Raw genomic sequence first — 17,385 nt, forward strand, 5'->3', positions numbered from 1 at the left:
AAGTGTCCTGACTAAACAGGTATGTGTTAATGTTATATCCAGCGACTGCTGGTGGTAATTAATTTTTTGCAGTAAGTACCGCTACAAAACGATCTGGAGCGAGGTTCTCCTTTTCATCAAGTTCTAAGAGTGCAATAAGTCCAGCAGTAGAAGCAGGAAGAATGCGTAGTCCCTCTTTTTTAAGTAGGAGCGTACTCATCTCTCTCATTTTTTTATCACTAATGTTAAATGCTTTTCCATCAGATTGCTGGATAGCATACAGAGCTTCCTCTCCATCAAAGCTGTGCCAGTTTATAAGTGGCTCATTGTACTTAGTTTCTTTAATCTTATCTGGATCAAGATCACGACAGTGGTCTAGTCCTTCTTTATGAGATTGAATAATAGGATTTTTACCTGTAGAAGAAGCTGCAATCATTTTAGGAATGCGAGAGGTTTTGCCTCGTTTGTATAAACTTACAAAGCCTCTATAAATCCCAGCAAATAATGTCCCATTAGATACTGGTGCAGCGCAATACTGTGGAGCGTCACCGAGCTCATCTACAATCTCTACAGCAATTTGTGAGTATGCAGATATCTGTAGCGGTGTATTTGCACCTCCAGGATTTGCATCATACCATTCATGTTCTTGCGCTAGTTTACTACTAGCAGTAACTACGTCCTCATAACTACCTTCTAGTCTAAAAATCGTAGCTCCCAGACGTTCCATCTCTACAACACGATCTGTGTGATAAGATTCTGGAATGTATATGTTACAAGCAATTCCGCCTAACTTTGCAGCAAGTGCAACTGCGACACCGTAGTTACCGCAGGTGGCGAGTGACATGGTGTGAAAATCTCTGCGCAGCGCATCATATACTTGTGCAAAGGCAATTCTATCTTTTTGTGTTCCCGTAGGGTTATCACCTTCGTATTTGATGTATAACTGTCTAATGTCAAACTCACGTTCAAGAGATTTTGCTCTTGTGAGACCTGTATCACCTACTTCTAAGTTGATAATGTCTTCGTAAGATTCTAAGCGGTCTGTAAGTGATTTTGTGGTGTCTTTTACAAACAGACTAAGTGCCATCGCTTCTGAGGATACTTTATTATCTGATGATTTTACACCGTCTTTAAGATTCATAAATTTAAAACTTAAACTTGTGGAGTACTACTTGGTGTGGAGGGAATACCGCTTTCGCGAAAGCGTGAGTCAAATCCATAAAAATAGGGCAGAAGGTATTGCCAACTGCCCTATGGTTATAAAGTTATTGAGCTTATTTGATTAACTCAAGAGCAGTAATAGAAAGTACTTCATACTCCTCATCATCTTCATTAATCTCTGAAGCTGTAGTGTAAGTTACTTTAAACATTTTTCCTTGAAATGCCTCAGTAGTAAGATCAAATTGCTTTGCAGCAGCATCACTCATTGCATCAAAAGAATGTGTAAGCTCATCTGCATCTTCAAAATAGAAAGTACCTTCTGCATAGCCAGTAAAAGTAGCGGTAACGCTATCTGTAGTCTGTACATTAAGAACTAGTGTAACCACTGTAAAAAGGGCAATAAACATTGTTTTCATAATAGTGTAAATTAAAAAGTGTTGTTAATTTAAAATTGCCGCGTGTGCGACCACTATCAAATAGATTTCCCAATCTAGGATTTTACCCTATACCTTATACGTAGTGGGAGATAAGAATGTTACAAAAGGTGTTATAATTTTTTAAAATAATTGCAATTAATTTTAATCCTCTCGTTCTTCTTGATCTTCATCCTCTATATCGAGATCTAGATCGTCATCATCTGTATCATCATCGTCATACTCATCTTGGTCAAAGTCCTCCATCGCTACAACTAGGCGCTTACTTACTTTGACAAGGTATAAGGTGTCTTCTGTAGTTACTTCTACACAATCTACCATCTCACCTTGAGCATTTTTAAAAGAGATAATATGATGAGACTCGTATCCATCTGGATACTTTGCTACTAATAAATTTAATATATCATCATTGAGCTTTGCATAGTCTACAATGACGCGTCTTAGGTTACTCGGTTTTTTCATTATGCGTTTATTATTAAAGATGTGTTGAGACACCTTATTTACATATCTAAGAGGTAAGCAAAGATTAATGGCGCTACAATAGTCGCATCACTCTCAATGATAAATTTAGGAGTATCCATATCTAGTTTTCCCCAAGTGATTTTTTCATTAGGTACAGCTCCAGAATAAGATCCATAACTAGTAGTTGAGTCACTTATCTGGCAGAAATAGCTCCAGAAAGGAGTTTCTGTGCGCTCCATATCTTGATAAAGCATAGGCACTACACAAATAGGGAAATCACCAGCAATACCTCCACCTATCTGGAAGAAACCGATTCCTTTTTCTGAGTTTGCTGTATACCAGTCTGCAAGGAATGTCATGTACTCAATTCCAGACTTCATAGTCGTAGCTTTAAGTTCTCCTTTCATCACGTAGCTCGCAAAGATGTTACCCATAGTACTATCTTCCCAACCTGGGCAAATAATAGGTAGGTTTGCCTCTGCAGCTGCATACATCCAGCTATCCTTAATGTCTATCTCGTAGTACTGCTCTAATACTCCAGAAAGTAATAATTTGTACATGTACTCATGCGGTAAATAACGCTCACCAGCAGCCTCCGCATCTTGCCATATCTTTACGATATGCTCTTGAATACGACGAAAAGCTTCTTCTTCTGGAATACACGTATCTGTAACACGGTTAAGTCCTTTTTCTAGTAAATCCCACTCATCTTGAGGAGTAAGATCTCTATAGTTAGGCACACGCTTGTAGTGACTGTGAGCCACAAGATTCATGATATCCTCTTCAAGGTTTGCACCTGTACAAGAAATGATATGTACTTTTTTCTGGCGTATCATCTCTGCGAAGATTTTTCCTATCTCTGCAGTACTCATTGCTCCTGCAAGAGAAACAAGCATTTTTGACCCTTTTTCTAGTTGTGCTTCATACCCTTTGGCAGCATCTACTAACGCAGCTGAGTTAAAGTGTAGATAGTACTTCTCAATAAATTGTGATATTGCTCCTTTATTAGTCATTATAATCGTCTTCTTCTTGATTAACTTTTTTGCTTATTTCTTGTAATCCGCTTACTTCATACTCTTCTCCAGCATCTTCTTGCTCAAACTTATAGCTGAGCATTTTGTAGTATAATTTTGCCGCTGCAAACTCAGATGGTTTACTATTTCCATTAGGACAGAGCTCTACAATATCAAATCCTACAACATTCTTCTCTGCAAACACGCGACGTAAGAAGTCTAACGTTTCATACCAGAATAATCCTCCAGGTTCTGGAGTTCCAGTGGCAGAAAGTACAGATGGATCAAAGGCATCTAGATCAAATGTTACATATACATTTTCTGTCATTGCCTCAATCGCATTGTCCATCCAGTAATCGTCTGTTGCCATCTCGTGAGCAAAGAAAACATTCTCTTCATTCATCACTGTTTTTTCTATGGCATCCATACTACGTATTCCTACTTGTACAAGATTTGTAGTTTGGTTTGCTTCATACACAGCGCATGCGTGATTGCAAGTAGAGCCTTCATAAGACTCACGTAAATCTGCATGTGCATCTATTTGTAACACAGTAAGATTATCAAAAGTCTCATTAAATGCACGAATGGCACCTATGGATACAGAATGCTCTCCACCAAACATGGTAACAAACTTGTTACGTTTAATGTTTTTCTTTACAATCTTGTGTACAGCCTCTACCATTGCTTCTGGTGATGCGTTTTCTGTGATAGGATCTGCAAGGTGTATCCCTTGTTTGTAAACTTCGCTTCCTGTTTCAATGTCGTAAAGCTCCATATTTTCAGAAGCATGTAAAAATGCTTCAGGACCCTTGTCTGCTCCTTTGCCCCAAGTACTAGTTCCGTCATAAGGAACTGGAAGTAAAACAATTTTAGCTTTTTCAGCTCCTGCATATTCTTGTGGTATGCCTGCGTACGTTTTCATGGTGATACTAGATGTTAGATGTAAAGTGAGAATGTTGTTTTCTCGGTGTTGTTACTGTTAGTGGTTATATAATTGATTTAATATTTTTTTGTTTTGCTTTCGCGAAAGCGTATTTAATACCCTAAGATACCTAATAATTGCTCACTCGTTTGCTGCTCTGCAAACACTTCTGTGGTAATCTCTCCATCTTCATTGCGGTCAATAAGGATGTGCTTAGGAGAAGGCACGAGGCAGTGTTGCAATCCGCCAAAACCTCCTATAGACTCTTGGTATGCTCCTGTATTAAAGAAGCCTATGTAAAGTGGTTTGTCTTTCTTGTATTTAGGCATATAAATCGCGTTCATGTGCTGCTCGCTGTTATAGTAGTCATCACTATCGCAGGTAAGACCACCTAATAATACGCGCTCATATTCCTCATTCCAGCGGTTTACAGCTAGCATGATAAAACGTTTATTTATAGCCCAGGTATCTGGTAATGTTGTGATAAATGAAGAGTTGATCATGTTCCATTTCTCACGGTCGTTTTGTTGCTTCTGGTAAAGTACTTCATAAATAGCTCCACCGCTTTCACCAACAGTAAAGCTGCCAAACTCAGTAAAAATGTTAGGCACTTTTACGTCTGCATCATCACAAGCTTGTTTGATTTGTGCGATGATCTCATTAATCATGTATGCATAATCATACTCAAAGGCAAGCGAGTTTTTTATAGGGAAACCTCCACCTATGTTTAAGCTATCAAGTGACGGACAAATCTTTTTAAGATTAATGTACACTTTGATACACTTCATGAGCTCGTTCCAGTAATATGCGGTGTCGCGTATACCTGTATTTATAAAGAAGTGAAGCATTTTAAGCTCAACCTTCTCGTTATTTTTGATCTGGTTATTAAAGAATGGAACAATGTTTTTATATCCTATTCCAAGTCTTGAGGTGTAGAATTCAAACTTAGGCTCCTCCTCAGATGCGATACGAATACCTACTTTAAATTTACCATTAATCTGGTTGCTTAGTAGTTCTATCTCCTCATAATTGTCAATTACTGGAATTGCATTTTTATGACCATTGTTAATTAGGCGTGCGATGTTTTCTACGTATCTATCACGTTTAAAACCATTGCTTATTACATAAGTGTCGTCTGTTATTTTTCCAGCAGCCTTTAAGCTCTCTACGATATCTATGTCAAATGCAGACGAAGTCTCGATGTGAATATTATTAGACAACGCCTCGTTGAGTACATGCTTAAAGTGTGAGCTTTTTGTACAGTAGCAGTAGTTATAGCTTCCTTCATAACCATTTGTCTCGATAGCATCTGCAAACCATTTTTTTGCTCGTTGTATGTTATCAGAGATTTTAGGTAGATAAGTAAACTTAAGTGGTGCACCGTATTGCTCTACAAGTTTCATAAGGTCTATGCCATGAAACTCTAAGTGGTTTTTATTAAGGTTAAATTCCTCTTGTGGGAAATAATACGTCTGCTCGATGAGATCAATGTACTTGGTCTTCATTAATTAGTTTTAAAAGTGTAAGGTATAAAAGGTATAGAAATAGGGGAGATATCCCCTTTAAGAAAAGGTTAAGTCTATGAACCTCAGATGCGGAAAATAAAAACAGTAAATGGAGAGAATGCAAATTCCTCTAAACGCTTAATAGCGATATTGATGGTACAAGCCGGCCATAACATTCGGTTCCCAAATCTTTGGGCAGCTGTTGGATTAGACTTTGTAATCATCCTAAGCCCGAATATGAAATTGTTTTTCATTAAGAGTAGGCAATAAGCTCGATTGAACAAACTTATTTTGCGCGGCAAACATAAACTCAAATTTCAATTGGTGAAATAGCTTGTCAAGTAATTAACAAATATTTAACTTTTTAAAATTTGGACGCTATTTATTCAGATTTAAAATCGGCATGTAATTTTTTGATTATGAGAGAGTCATTTTCACAAAATTACTGTTAATAAATAAATTTTACGCTCGTTAAATGACAGCCAAATAGGTGTGCCAATCGTTAAACTGTGTTAATCTCAAATTTTTATGAAACCATGCAATCCTTTTTCAACGTACATATGCAAAACAATAATCAATTTAACTTTTAAAATTACGTTTATGAAATCAATAAAAATTTGTGGATTACTTTTAGGAGCAGCATTAGTAGCTGCTAGCTGTTCATCTGATGATGAAGGAGGATCAACTGTTGTAACTGCAGATTCACGTGCAGAACTTTATGCATCAAGTAATAGTGATGGTGATGTAACAGTATATGACGTCAAAGACACTTCAAATATCACAGCTGCTAGCTTTGGAACAGTTTCTACAGATGCAGAAGGTATCTATTATGATGGTTCTAGTGATGAGGTAACTCAGGCATCTAGATCAGGACTACAATTAAACGCTTACGGAAACGTACTTCTTTCTACTGCAGGAATTAATCTTACTGCAACAGTAAGTAGTAATGCAGTATTAGTTAGTCCACGTGACCTTGCTGTAAATGGAGATTTTTATGTAGTTGCAGATAATGCAGACGTAGATGGTGATCCAGCAACAGCAGATGGTAGAATTTTTATCTTCCAAAAATCTGGAGGAAACTTTACTTTAAGAAACACGGTAACTACTGATTTTGCTTTATGGGGAATCGAATTTGTAGGAAATACATTGTATGCAGTAGTTGACAAAACTTCTGATGTAGCAGTTTTTGCAGACTTTACAGCAACAAACACAGCAGATGCAACAATTACACCTACTAAGAGAATTACTATAGAAGGTATTGTAAGAACACATGGTATTGCAGAGAGTAATGGTACAATGATTCTTACAGATGTAGGAGATGCAGCATCAGATACAGACGGTGGTTTCCACGTGATTTCAAACTTTGAGTCCAAATTTGCTGCCGTAGCAAATGGAGAAACTCTTGCAGTAGCAGGAAACCAAGTGCGTGTAGCTGGAGCAGCTACCTTTTTAGGTAACCCAGTAGCAGCAGAGTATGATGCAGTAAACGATATCGTTTATATTGCAGAGAGAGCAAATGCTGGAGGTAGAGTGCTTGCATATGCAAACGTACAAGCAGGAGGAGATCTTGCTCCAACTGTAAACAATGAACTAGAAGGGGCTTCATCTTTGTATTTATACCAAGAGTAGTAGTCACATAATTCCATTAAAAAACCCTCAAGAAAAATCTTGAGGGTTTTTTTTATGCGTCAATTTCAGACTTATGAAAAGTCTACAGTAATGATTGGAGATAAGTAATTAAAGCTTTTAATTGAGTAGGAGGATTGCCATGGTCAAATTGAGATGAATTATACATCTCGCTCTTTGAAGGAGAGATTTGCAAACTGGCTATAGCACTTCTATCTGTATACGCGCCGGTACTAGGTCGCACTAGATCCTTTATTTGAGGTAAATCAATATCTCTAATAAGGGATGTTATTTGCGCTACTTCGTCTGTAGATAATGCACGTTGTTGCTTTACTATACTTTCCGAGCTATTTGTGTAAGTAAGTGTATGCTCGACAATAGAAATTTCATAATTGAAACCCCTTGTTTGCGCGGTGTAGTTGATTGTCATTTTATCATCAGTATGTTGACTACATGATTTTTGAACACTCATTATAATGAGGAAGGTATAGAGAAAGTATTTCATATGTAAATATAAAAATACAGCGCCATAAAGGCGCTGTATTGTAGTTTGAAAGAAAGTGTTTAGTTAGTTTATAAAACCACTACGTACTCCCCCAGCTTCAAATAATGCTCTCATTCTTTCCTTTTGACCATTTGAGAACATATACATACAATCATCATTTACATAATCCATATAGTTCATAGTCATATCTGTAGATCTACAGTGTGTAGTAGGGAATGAAGGGCAGCTATAGTTAGGTTGATCAGAAGAAGGAGTATCTGCTACAAAATCATCACGTTTGCAACGACCATCACCCCAGATGTGACGAAGATTTAACCAGTGTCCAACTTCATGAGTTGCCGTACGACCTCCATCAAAAGGAGCTTGAGCCGTTCCTGTGCTACCAAAGTACTGAGGAGAAATTACTACTCCATCAGTAGCTGCAGCACCACCAGGGAACTGCGCATAACCTAATATTCCACCACCTATGTTACAAACCCAGATATTGAGGTGTGTGCTAGGCGTTACCACGTTAGATCCTCCATTTGCAGAAGACTTCATCGCGTCATTAGTGCCCCAAGTTGCTGTAGAAGAAGCTTTTCTAATAGTTTGATCAAGTGTGAATGTTATCTCGCTATTTGCTACTCTATCTGCAAATAGTGCAGGTACTGATGAAGCATCACTATTTTGAAGTGTAAAATCTTCGTTAAGAACAGCGATTTGAGATGCGATTTGTGCATCACTAATATTTTCAGAATTGTTACTATAAAGTACGTGCACAACTACAGGGATATTAATAGTCCCTAAGTTATCTGTAGTGCCACCACCTGTATCACCACCACCAGTGTCACCACCGCCTGGCTTACCTCCTGGTTTACCTTTTGCATTTGAGCGTGAATTAATAATAGAACGTACGTTAGACTCTACATTATACATGCTTGCATATAACGACGGATCCTTATCTAATTTATCATTAAGAACTTTCATAGAGTGGCAATCTCTTCCGCCAGTTGAGCGGCCAGAATTATCGTCCTCTGTATATAAGTAGAAGTCACTCATATCAATTTGTTGTTCTTCTACTGCTGCTAGAGATTCATCCTGATCCTTCTCACATGATGTAAACATCATTGCTAATACTGCAGCGCTAAATAGTATTTTCTTCATAATTATCAAAAATTTAATAGGGTTACCATCACAATGTATTAAAATTTGTTAATTATTTTATGATTTAATTAACAAAATATTGAATTTTTTCAAGAGTAGATAGATGGTTGTTTTAATGTGCTAATTTTCAACAATATATAAAGGAGACTTAATAGATTAAGTCTGGATATTTTTATATTTCTAATCTTTTGAGCGTTAAGTGAGCCTATGATTATTTTTTCAAATCTCGTATTTCGGCATATTTAGTATTCGGGGAATTGTATTTTCGATGAAATACACAGTCATTAAAGCAAAAAAAAGCTTCAAGGTTTACCTTGAAGCTTTACATATATAAAACGTATAATTTTTACTCTTCTTCCTCTGCGTTTGCTTGCATCGTAGAGAATACATTTTGCACATCATCATCTTCATCAAGCTTATCGATAAGCTTGTTTACATCTGCCTCTTCCTCTGGAGTAAGTTGCTTAGTTACTTGTGGTATGCGGTCAAAACCAGATTCTAAGATCTCAATTCCTTTTTCTTCAAGGGCGCTTTGTATCGCTCCATAGCTTTCAAAAGGCGCATAGATATGTATCCCGTCTTCATCTTCAAAAACTTCTTCGGCACCAAAGTCTATAAACTCAAGTTCTATCTCTTCTACATCTTGTCCCTCTGCATTCACGCGGAAAGTACAAGTGTGGTCAAACATAAATACTACAGATCCCGAGGTACCTAGGTTACCGTCACATTTATTAAAAGCAGCTCTCACATTTGCCACCGTACGGGTATTGTTATCTGTAGCGGTTTCTACAAGTATGGCGATACCATGTTGTGCATATCCTTCAAAGATTACTTCCTTGTAGTCGCCTTGACTCTTATCTGATGCTCTTTTAATGGCACGTTCCACGTTATCCTTAGGCATGTTTACCGCCTTAGCATTCTGTATTACCGCACGTAGTCTCGAGTTTGAGTCTGGATCTGGACCACCTTCTTTAACGGCCATTACAATATCCTTACCTATGCGTGTAAATGCCTTAGACATTGCGCTCCAGCGCTTCATTTTACGTGCTTTTCTAAACTCAAATGCTCTTCCCATGTATATAAAGTAATAGATATTTTCGCGTAAGCAAAAATCTCCTTTTTAATAATAGTGTAATTAAAAACGCGATCAATACAAATAGTATTGACCGCGGTAAAAATATGAAATCGGTTGATTTCTTTAAAATTTATAGTCCTTTATGCGCCTAAAATATCATCTATAGCCGCTGCAAGGTCAAAATCCTTTTCTGTCACACCATCTGCATCGTGTGTGTTAAGAGAGATTTCTAGCTCATTATACGTATTTGTCCAGGTAGGGTGGTGATCCATTTTCTCACACTCAAAGGCAATACGCGTCATGGTTGCAAACACCTCGCGGAAGTTTTCAAACTCAATCGTGGTGTGTATCGCGTTATCGTCATACTCCCAGTCTGGAAAATCTTCTAGTCTATTGTTGATTTGATCGTCTGTAAGTTTCATATGCTTGTTTTTAAAGTGCTAGATAAAGATAGATAATTACGCTTTCGCGAAAATAGGATTTCGATTAAATCTTTGTTAATGCATTTTATAAAATTCTATTGCTTTGATCGCGCAAAGCCAAATGGGCAAACTCACAATATACCATTAAAAAAGCCTCACTATTTGATGAGGCTCTTTAATATTGTATGGATTATTTATTCGAGTCAGGCTTAGATTTCTCAAGACCTTTAATGACTCTCGTATTATTCTCAACATTTTCCTTTCCACGTCTTATCACGGCTTCAAGTTCGTTAAGTTTTCCCTCGGCTTTTGTTATCTTTCTTTGACGCTCTAAAACGTCTGGATTATTTGCACCTTTTTCTGCTTGTTCTTTGCTAACTCTATCTTTAGCCTCTTTTACCTTTTCTTTCCCTCGGCGCAGTAGCTCTTCGTTTTCTGTAAGGTTCTCATTTGTAAGTTGGATTTTTTCCTTTGCACCTGCTGCTCTAAGTTTTCCAAACTCCTTACCACTCATATCACCTTTCTCTCGGCCATAAGCATTTCCTTTGTTCTCCTTTTCTTTCTTTATTTTCTTCTCTTTTTTTTGCTCCTTTAAAGGTTTTGAGTCATAATCATCTGTTTCTTCATATGCTTCATCTTTAGGGCTTTTTAAATCTTTCTGTTCTTTGATTTCTTTTGCTTTACTCTTTCCTTTTTTCTGAAATTTTCTTGATTTCTCTTCCTTTATTTCAATCTCCTCATCTGCATCTTCTCTTACTTCTTGCACTTTTTCCTTAGAAGCTTTTACCTTAGCGTTACGTTTTTCTTGAGATTTACCTTGTGCAAAGCCAGAAGCTGTTGTTACTGTAAGCACTAGTAATACTAGTCCTAATATTCTATTTATATTTTTCATAATTCTTTTAATTAATTGTTTAATGAATCAAGCGCCATAAGAGCTTCTTCTGTCTCTTTTGATGTATTCATTAGCTCTTCGTTGGTTTGGTCAAGATTTTCTTCTACGTTATCAATAGTCTGTAACGTAGTTTCTACTTCGAGATTTTCAGGTTTATTCTCACGACAAGAGCTGACTGTAATAGCTAGCAAGATAACTAGGGTGTAGAGCGTTTTCTTCATATTATTCAGGTTAGGGTGTTAATTTGATGTAAAGTAGGTATTACTTTGGATATGTGATTTAATAATCATGTAACGCCTAAATATGGTGTTTTAACCCTTAAAACGGACCTGTTGTGGGTAGAATTATGTTCCATTTGCTATTTTGTAGTGAGATGTAATGGTTCACGTCTAAGCAATCTTCTTGAGGTAGGAATTTAGATTTCTATCATAACAAAGGTCTTACAGCAGTCTAAATTTCATTCTATCCATTAATCGCCAGTGGTCTTTTATTTTGATAGATTTTCTTAAAATAACTTCAAAGTCAACGTCATTGCTACTGCATACTAGAATGATATGTCCCTTCTCAATAGCAGCAATCTTATTATTATCTTGAGGTTCATAACGAACCGTCTGTAACTTAATGTCTTCCCATTGCACATTAAAGGCCGATCCCTTTCTCAGTACTTCTTTAAAATCCTTGGCTGCTTCTGTTTTAAAGTTGGCTATTATGGTTGCTACTTCAGGTATGTTTTCGCTAGAACTTGCTTGTATAATAGGGATGAGGTATAAGATGTCATCTTTGGTAGCCAGACTTTCTATGACCTTAGTATCATCTTGGTTTTTCAATGCAGAGAAGATGTTCTTGACGAGTGTTGTTTTTTGGAAATTTTCTTGTGCAACAGCAGTGTTATATACAAATAAGGTTAGTACAAGAAGTACTGTTTTTAGGGAGTTTTTCATTGATGAGATGAAGTGATTTATTGATTTGATAATTAGTTGTGCTTTCGCGAAAATAGGGGGTTTGGGGTTGATGATAATGGAATGTTTTTCTAGTTCCGTTGTTGTTCACCCACTATGTTATAGTCATAAATATCTTCGAGATTTTGTAATTCACATTCTTCAGAATTGAAAATATTTTTAAATTCTTTTAAAACTGTTGATGTTTTCTCCTCGGCTATTGCGATTTGTTTGTTTCGTGCACGTAGTTTTCTAGTCAACCTAGAGATATATAGCAAGAGAAATCCTATAAAGATTGAAAGAATTCCAAAACTAATAATTATCTCATGCACTTCATTTTCAATAGCTTTATTGAATCCGTATTCTAAACTTTCAAATATAGAATTGGGTGTTATTTCTGAATTACTAGTAGACAGATTAATTAAGGAATCTTTAAATGTTTCACCAGCTACATCTTTATAATATTTTTCAGTATCGGCTATTAAAAATTCATCAACATTTGTGTTTTCATATATCCAATCTGGATTGATATAAGTAACAAGTCCAGCAATTATTAAAAATAATGATGCTGTAATTAATATAAATCGTTTGATAATGAGGTATGTGGTGCTAAAAAAGCGTACAAATTTATTATATGACAGCTCTTCTTCGACTATTTGTAAGTAATTGATTTGAACATTTAAATGTTTATTTCTTTCTCTTTTTTGATCTATTACTGATTTGAGTTTTCTTCTGTCCATTTATTGATTAGTTGATGTTTAGTAATGTCTTAATTTAAACTTTCGCGAAAGCGTAAAACAACACAGTTATAATGATGTCTAATGTATTGTCATAGCTTCTCAAGACGAAACTACAAACTCTTTTTAGAATCTCGCTACGGATTTCCGCAAAGAGGTGGAAAAAGAGAAATATTCATTTAAAAACACGTAGTGCTCATAAACAATAAAAGCCATAGCTCGTACAATACGAGCTATGGCTTTGAGTGAATATGTATAGTTATTTAATTTCTTCCAGCCATTACTCCACCATCAGTGTCCCATATGGCACCTGTTACCCATGCTGCTTTGTCAGAAAGTAAGAATGTAATACTGTTTGCGATGTCTTGAGCCTCACCAAAACGTCCTATAGGGTGAAAAGCATTAAAACCTACAAGGGCTTTTTGAGCTTCTTCTTCACCGCCAAAAACGCTGTTGTATACCGGAGTATTTACAAGAGCAGGCGATACTGCATTTACACGTATATTATCTTCGGCAAGTTCCATTGCTAGGTGTTGCGTGAGGGAGTGTAATCCTGCTTTTTGCATAGAATATGCAGAAGATGGAGTTGCCTTTACTGCTTGCTTAGCCCACATAGATCCTACATTTACGATAGAACCACCTTGAGTAGCTTTCATTTTCTTTGCAGCACTCTGTGTGATAAAAAAGAAACCTCTATTAAGATCTTGGTATGAGTTGTAATCTTCCATCGTGTGATCTAAAAATGGCTTAGGGCCAAAGATTCCAGAAGCATTTACAAGATAATCTAAGTTTTCTAGCTCGCTGATTTTAGCAACTAAACCATCTACCTCTTGCGTGTTTGAGATATTCACGGTGTGTTTGATAAGGTTAGGAGCATCACTTATTTTATCTGTGTTTCTACCCACTACGTGTACCGTTGCACCACCTTCAAGCAATGTATTTGTAGTCGCATTACCGATACCGCTTGTTCCACCAATTACTAAGGCTACTTTGTTTTCAAATTCTTTCATAGTTTAATTATTTAATTATTTATTTTGAATTAAAGACAGACAAGTCTGTCTTTTTAGTTGCAAATTTTTTTAAGTGATAAGTCGTTCACAAATATTTTTTGACTCAAGAATAGGCCAGTCTTCTTGGTGTAGGTGACTTTCTCCTACAGCGCTTTCATAAAGTAAATAGATTTGTCTAGCGAGAGAGGCTGTTTGAGGTTTATTTATTCCTTCGATATTAGCCGCTACAAGTTTTGTGATAAGAGCAATGAAAGTGTTTTTCTGTAACTGGATTTCGTCTCTTATGATCTTGTTATCTTTTGGTATTTCTGACACGGTCTTAATGCACCAGCAACCATTAAAATCCTTCTGCTGATAGAAGAGTGTCAAGAAGTCAAAAATAGCAAGGAGTTGTTCTTTTCCTTGTTTTTTTGAAGTTGTAAATGCTTCAAAATCTTCAAGAAAGCTTACGTTTTTATGTTTGAGATATGCTAAGCAAATCTCTTCCTTAGATTTAAAATGATTGTAGAGGGTCGCCTTTGCAATACCAGCTTCAGCAATAATCTGATTGATACCAGTAGCATTATAACCGTTCTTATAAAATAAGTTTGAGGCGGTTTCTATAATTCTACTTTTTACTTCGGCGTGTTTCATTGAGCAAATGTAGCACAAAATATTCAAAAACAGACAGGTCTGTCTATTTTAGTTTTGAGTCACGCTTTCGCGAAAGCGTAACAATGGCAGCATCCATTTTTTGAAGGCTATAATTTATCAGATGACATTCTAATAATCTTTAATAGATTACATCATAAGGTTATATTTGTTGAGCTCTTGATTGTGTTTGAAAATAATAACAATCACATTTATTCACGATGAGTACTCACTTGTGCTAACTCATGAAATCAATATCCAGATTTTTGTTTATGATGACAATTTATAGAATACTAAAGCTATGTGGTTTTAGTGTGTGCTTACTGTTACTTCTGGCTGCCTGTACACAGGAAAATACGATTAGTCCAAGTATTGAAAAAAAACTGGCTGCTATGGATAGTCTGGTACAATTACAACCTGAGCAATCTATTGTGATACTAGATAGCTTGCTGAACGACCACGAAGATCTTAGTGTGCGAGAACGAGCATTACTTTTGTTTCAAAAAGGAGAAGCTCAATATGTGAGTTATCATTATGAGGAAGCATTTAATACGCAGTTGCAAAGCTATGAGCTATTTACAGCTTTAAATGACAGTTATAATGAAGGTCGCGCCTTAATCACGCTAAGTGGCGCTTCTTTACATATGGGAGATGTAGAAGGATCGCAGGCTTATGCTTTGAAAGCGTTGCACCTAGCCAAACTCATTGATAATAATCGTATAGAAGGTAAGGCGTACAATCAATTATTTAAATTGCATTACCAGTTAAAAGATTATGAGAAGGCGCTGTCTTACATAGAGGCAACAGATAGTTTATACTCCAAGCAAGCAGACACGCTTTCTATTATAGCGATAAAGAATAATAAAGCGAGTATATACTTAGAGTTAAAAGAATATAACAAGGCATTAAATAGCTACTCCGAAGCTATGAATCTGAGTCAGTCTAAGGGTGATCCCAAGATATTAGTAAGTGTGCTCAATAATATAGGATACACATATATAGAAGCAGGAAAATATGAGAATGCCGAACAGTTTCTGAGAGGAGCTATCAGGTTAAATAAGAATATTAATGTTATCAATGCAGCACCATATAAAGGGCTGGGTAATTTGTTTTTATTGACCTCAGAGATTGATTCTTCTCGCGTTAATTATGATAAGGCGCTTCATATTTATCAATCTAATAAGAATGCAAAGGAAGAGATTAATGTGAGAGACAGGCTGGTGGCGGTTTCGCTTTTTTATGGTGATTATGCACAAGCTTTAAATAATCAAATAATTAGAGATAGCCTGCAGCTAGATGTAAGTAGGTTAGAGCAGGACAATCTTTTAGAGTTTGCAAATGTCAATTATGAAGTAAAGAAAAAGGAAACAGAAATCGAGCATCAAAAGGAGATTAATGCTAGAAACAAATGGCTATTAATAAGTATCGTTTTGTTATTTCTTGCACTCTTAATTGCTATAGGTTTTTATGTGTATAGTGCAAAATTGAGAGCAGCAAATAAAGCCACGACACTAGAGCAAAGCTTACTGAGAGCACAGATGAATCCGCATTTTATTTTTAATACGCTAGCAGCAATTCAAAATATTACACTAGAGGGGAATGCTATAAAGTCATCTAATTATATTGCAAAATTCTCAAAGCTCATCAGGCAAAATTTTGATTACGTAAGGAAGGAGTCTATCACTTTAGATAAAGAGATAGCAATGATTTCTAATTATATAGAAACCCAGCAACTGCGTTTTAATAATGCATTTACCTATGTAATTCATCATGATCCAAACATCAATCCTAAAGAGATTAAAGTACCACCTATGATGTTGCAACCTTTTGTTGAAAATGCTATCGAATACGGCCTTAAAGAAAGAAAAGAAGGAGGAGCGCTAGAGATTAAGATAGAAAAAGAGACAAAGCAGCTACTGTTTGTTATTGTAGATAATGGAGTAGGAAGATCTGCAAAAGCGAAGCAAGAGAAAGTGACCGAAGAGTTACACGCAACCGCTATTTTTAAAGAACGTTTAAAAATGAGAAAAATGGGGGAGGAGAAATCATTTATAATTGAAGATCTCTTTGATGAACAGAAGAATCCCACAGGAACGAAGGTCTCATTTAAATTAAAGCAGTAATGATTAAAGCAGTTATTATAGAAGATGAGTTTAATGCCTTAAACACATTAGATAAACTCATACGGTACACGCAAAAGGACATTGATGTTATAGCCAAAATTGATAATGTCCCAGAAGCAATCTCATTTTTAAAAGCAGAAAGTCCTGATCTTGTTTTTCTAGATATAGAACTAATAGGAGGAAATGCTTTTCAAATACTAGAAGCACTTGATAGTATTGATTTTAAAATAATCTTTACAACGGCTTATGATGAATTTGCAATAAAAGCTATAAAATTTGACACCATAGATTATTTGTTGAAGCCTATTGATTCTGATGAGCTTTCAGAATGTATAGATAGATTTAGAGTCGCTTATAAAAAAGAGCAAGTCTATAAAAATGCGGTAGATAAAGTCTCAGAGATTAATCAAAAAGAGATTGAGAAGACCCTATTAATCAAAACAGCAGAGGCACAATATTTTTTACAAACTAAAGATATCGTACGATGCCAGTCTGATGGAGCGTATACGGTCTTTCATACAGTAGATAGAACCATAATGAGCGCTCGTAATCTTAAGTACTATGAAAATATACTAAGCGAGCACACCTTTGTACGCGTGCATCAGTCACACTTAGTAAACATAAAGTACATTAAGACTATTAATGCTAATAATACAGTACATCTTACAAACGGTGAGGAAATACCAGTAGCTACACGCAAAAAGTCGTACTTAAAACAAGTGCTAGATACACTTTAAACGCACTTATAAAACCAAAAATAGCGAATGTAAAACGCTTGCTAGAATACCCTTATCCCTGTCTTAGTTTT

19 protein-coding genes are annotated in these 17,385 nt (G+C 36.1%); 3 read left to right on the forward strand and 16 right to left on the reverse strand.

Features of this window, described 5'->3' with window-relative positions; all coding sequences use genetic code 11:
* Positions 1-58: 58 nt before the first annotated feature.
* The 6 genes from SJY37_RS09585 to SJY37_RS09610 form a co-directional block, all read right to left on the reverse strand.
* Positions 59-1,120, reverse strand: a complete 1,062-nt coding sequence (locus SJY37_RS09585) for a pyridoxal-phosphate dependent enzyme (RefSeq protein WP_298325937.1) — start codon at positions 1,118-1,120, stop codon at positions 59-61.
* A gap of 133 nt (positions 1,121-1,253) precedes the next feature.
* The gene (locus tag SJY37_RS09590) at positions 1,254-1,556 is read right to left on the reverse strand and encodes a hypothetical protein (RefSeq protein WP_298325935.1); all 303 of its coding nucleotides are present in this window, start codon (positions 1,554-1,556) and stop codon (positions 1,254-1,256) included.
* A 162-nt stretch (positions 1,557-1,718) separates the two neighbouring features.
* Positions 1,719-2,036 carry a hypothetical protein gene (locus SJY37_RS09595; RefSeq protein WP_013749756.1) on the reverse strand — a complete coding sequence of 106 codons (318 nt, stop codon included), beginning with the start codon at positions 2,034-2,036 and terminating at the stop codon, positions 1,719-1,721.
* 38 nt (positions 2,037-2,074) lie between these two features.
* Entirely contained in the window at positions 2,075-3,049 is a 975-nt protein-coding gene (locus SJY37_RS09600) for a deoxyhypusine synthase family protein (RefSeq protein ID WP_013749755.1), read from the reverse strand.
* The gene (gene speB, locus SJY37_RS09605) at positions 3,042-3,971 is read right to left on the reverse strand and encodes an agmatinase (protein ID WP_298325932.1); all 930 of its coding nucleotides are present in this window, start codon (positions 3,969-3,971) and stop codon (positions 3,042-3,044) included. The genes SJY37_RS09600 and speB overlap by 8 nt, the downstream gene beginning before the upstream one ends.
* 113 nt (positions 3,972-4,084) lie before the next feature.
* On the reverse strand, positions 4,085-5,476 hold the full coding sequence (locus SJY37_RS09610; RefSeq protein ID WP_298325929.1) for an arginine decarboxylase: 1,392 nt from the start codon (positions 5,474-5,476) through the stop codon (positions 4,085-4,087).
* A gap of 600 nt (positions 5,477-6,076) precedes the next feature.
* On the opposite strand from SJY37_RS09610, the gene SJY37_RS09615 reads away from it, so the two are divergent.
* Entirely contained in the window at positions 6,077-7,105 is a 1,029-nt protein-coding gene (locus SJY37_RS09615) for a hypothetical protein (protein WP_298325925.1), read from the forward strand.
* A gap of 82 nt (positions 7,106-7,187) precedes the next feature.
* Here the strand turns inward: SJY37_RS09615 and SJY37_RS09620 are convergent, their stop codons facing one another.
* The 10 genes from SJY37_RS09620 to SJY37_RS09665 all read right to left on the reverse strand — a co-directional run bounded on the left by SJY37_RS09620 (position 7,188) and on the right by SJY37_RS09665 (position 14,457).
* Positions 7,188-7,607 carry a hypothetical protein gene (locus SJY37_RS09620; protein WP_298325922.1) on the reverse strand — a complete coding sequence of 140 codons (420 nt, stop codon included), beginning with the start codon at positions 7,605-7,607 and terminating at the stop codon, positions 7,188-7,190.
* A 63-nt stretch (positions 7,608-7,670) separates the two neighbouring features.
* A complete protein-coding gene (locus SJY37_RS09625; RefSeq protein WP_298325919.1) occupies positions 7,671-8,750 on the reverse strand; it encodes a zinc metalloprotease in 1,080 nt (359 codons plus the stop codon).
* Positions 8,751-9,096: 346 nt separating this feature from the next.
* Complete coding sequence (locus SJY37_RS09630) at positions 9,097-9,825, reverse strand: YebC/PmpR family DNA-binding transcriptional regulator (RefSeq protein ID WP_013749751.1); 729 nt, start codon at positions 9,823-9,825, stop codon at positions 9,097-9,099.
* Positions 9,826-9,965: 140 nt separating this feature from the next.
* Complete coding sequence (locus tag SJY37_RS09635) at positions 9,966-10,247, reverse strand: 4a-hydroxytetrahydrobiopterin dehydratase (protein WP_013749750.1); 282 nt, start codon at positions 10,245-10,247, stop codon at positions 9,966-9,968.
* A 190-nt stretch (positions 10,248-10,437) separates the two neighbouring features.
* Positions 10,438-11,139, reverse strand: coding sequence for a hypothetical protein (locus tag SJY37_RS09640; RefSeq protein WP_298325911.1), 702 nt, complete (start codon positions 11,137-11,139; stop codon positions 10,438-10,440).
* An 11-nt stretch (positions 11,140-11,150) separates the two neighbouring features.
* A complete protein-coding gene (locus SJY37_RS09645; RefSeq protein ID WP_298325908.1) occupies positions 11,151-11,360 on the reverse strand; it encodes a hypothetical protein in 210 nt (69 codons plus the stop codon).
* A 219-nt stretch (positions 11,361-11,579) separates the two neighbouring features.
* Entirely contained in the window at positions 11,580-12,080 is a 501-nt protein-coding gene (locus SJY37_RS09650) for a hypothetical protein (protein ID WP_298325905.1), read from the reverse strand.
* A gap of 89 nt (positions 12,081-12,169) precedes the next feature.
* A complete protein-coding gene (locus tag SJY37_RS09655) occupies positions 12,170-12,817 on the reverse strand; it encodes a hypothetical protein (protein WP_298325903.1) in 648 nt (215 codons plus the stop codon).
* A 260-nt stretch (positions 12,818-13,077) separates the two neighbouring features.
* Positions 13,078-13,824 (reverse strand): SDR family NAD(P)-dependent oxidoreductase, encoded by a 747-nt coding sequence (locus SJY37_RS09660; RefSeq protein ID WP_298325901.1) that lies wholly within the window; start codon positions 13,822-13,824, stop codon positions 13,078-13,080.
* A gap of 69 nt (positions 13,825-13,893) precedes the next feature.
* Positions 13,894-14,457, reverse strand: coding sequence for a TetR/AcrR family transcriptional regulator (locus tag SJY37_RS09665; RefSeq protein WP_298325898.1), 564 nt, complete (start codon positions 14,455-14,457; stop codon positions 13,894-13,896).
* Between the two features lie 389 nt (positions 14,458-14,846).
* Between SJY37_RS09665 and SJY37_RS09670 the strand changes: the two genes are divergently transcribed.
* Complete coding sequence (locus SJY37_RS09670; RefSeq protein ID WP_298325896.1) at positions 14,847-16,577, forward strand: histidine kinase; 1,731 nt, start codon at positions 14,847-14,849, stop codon at positions 16,575-16,577.
* Positions 16,577-17,314 (forward strand): LytTR family DNA-binding domain-containing protein, encoded by a 738-nt coding sequence (locus SJY37_RS09675; RefSeq protein WP_298325893.1) that lies wholly within the window; start codon positions 16,577-16,579, stop codon positions 17,312-17,314. Before SJY37_RS09670 ends, SJY37_RS09675 begins: the two co-directional genes overlap by 1 nt.
* The last annotated feature ends 71 nt before the right edge of the window (positions 17,315-17,385 follow it).

Source organism: Dokdonia sp. R78006 (assembly GCF_042466145.1).
Classification (GTDB): domain Bacteria; phylum Bacteroidota; class Bacteroidia; order Flavobacteriales; family Flavobacteriaceae; genus Dokdonia.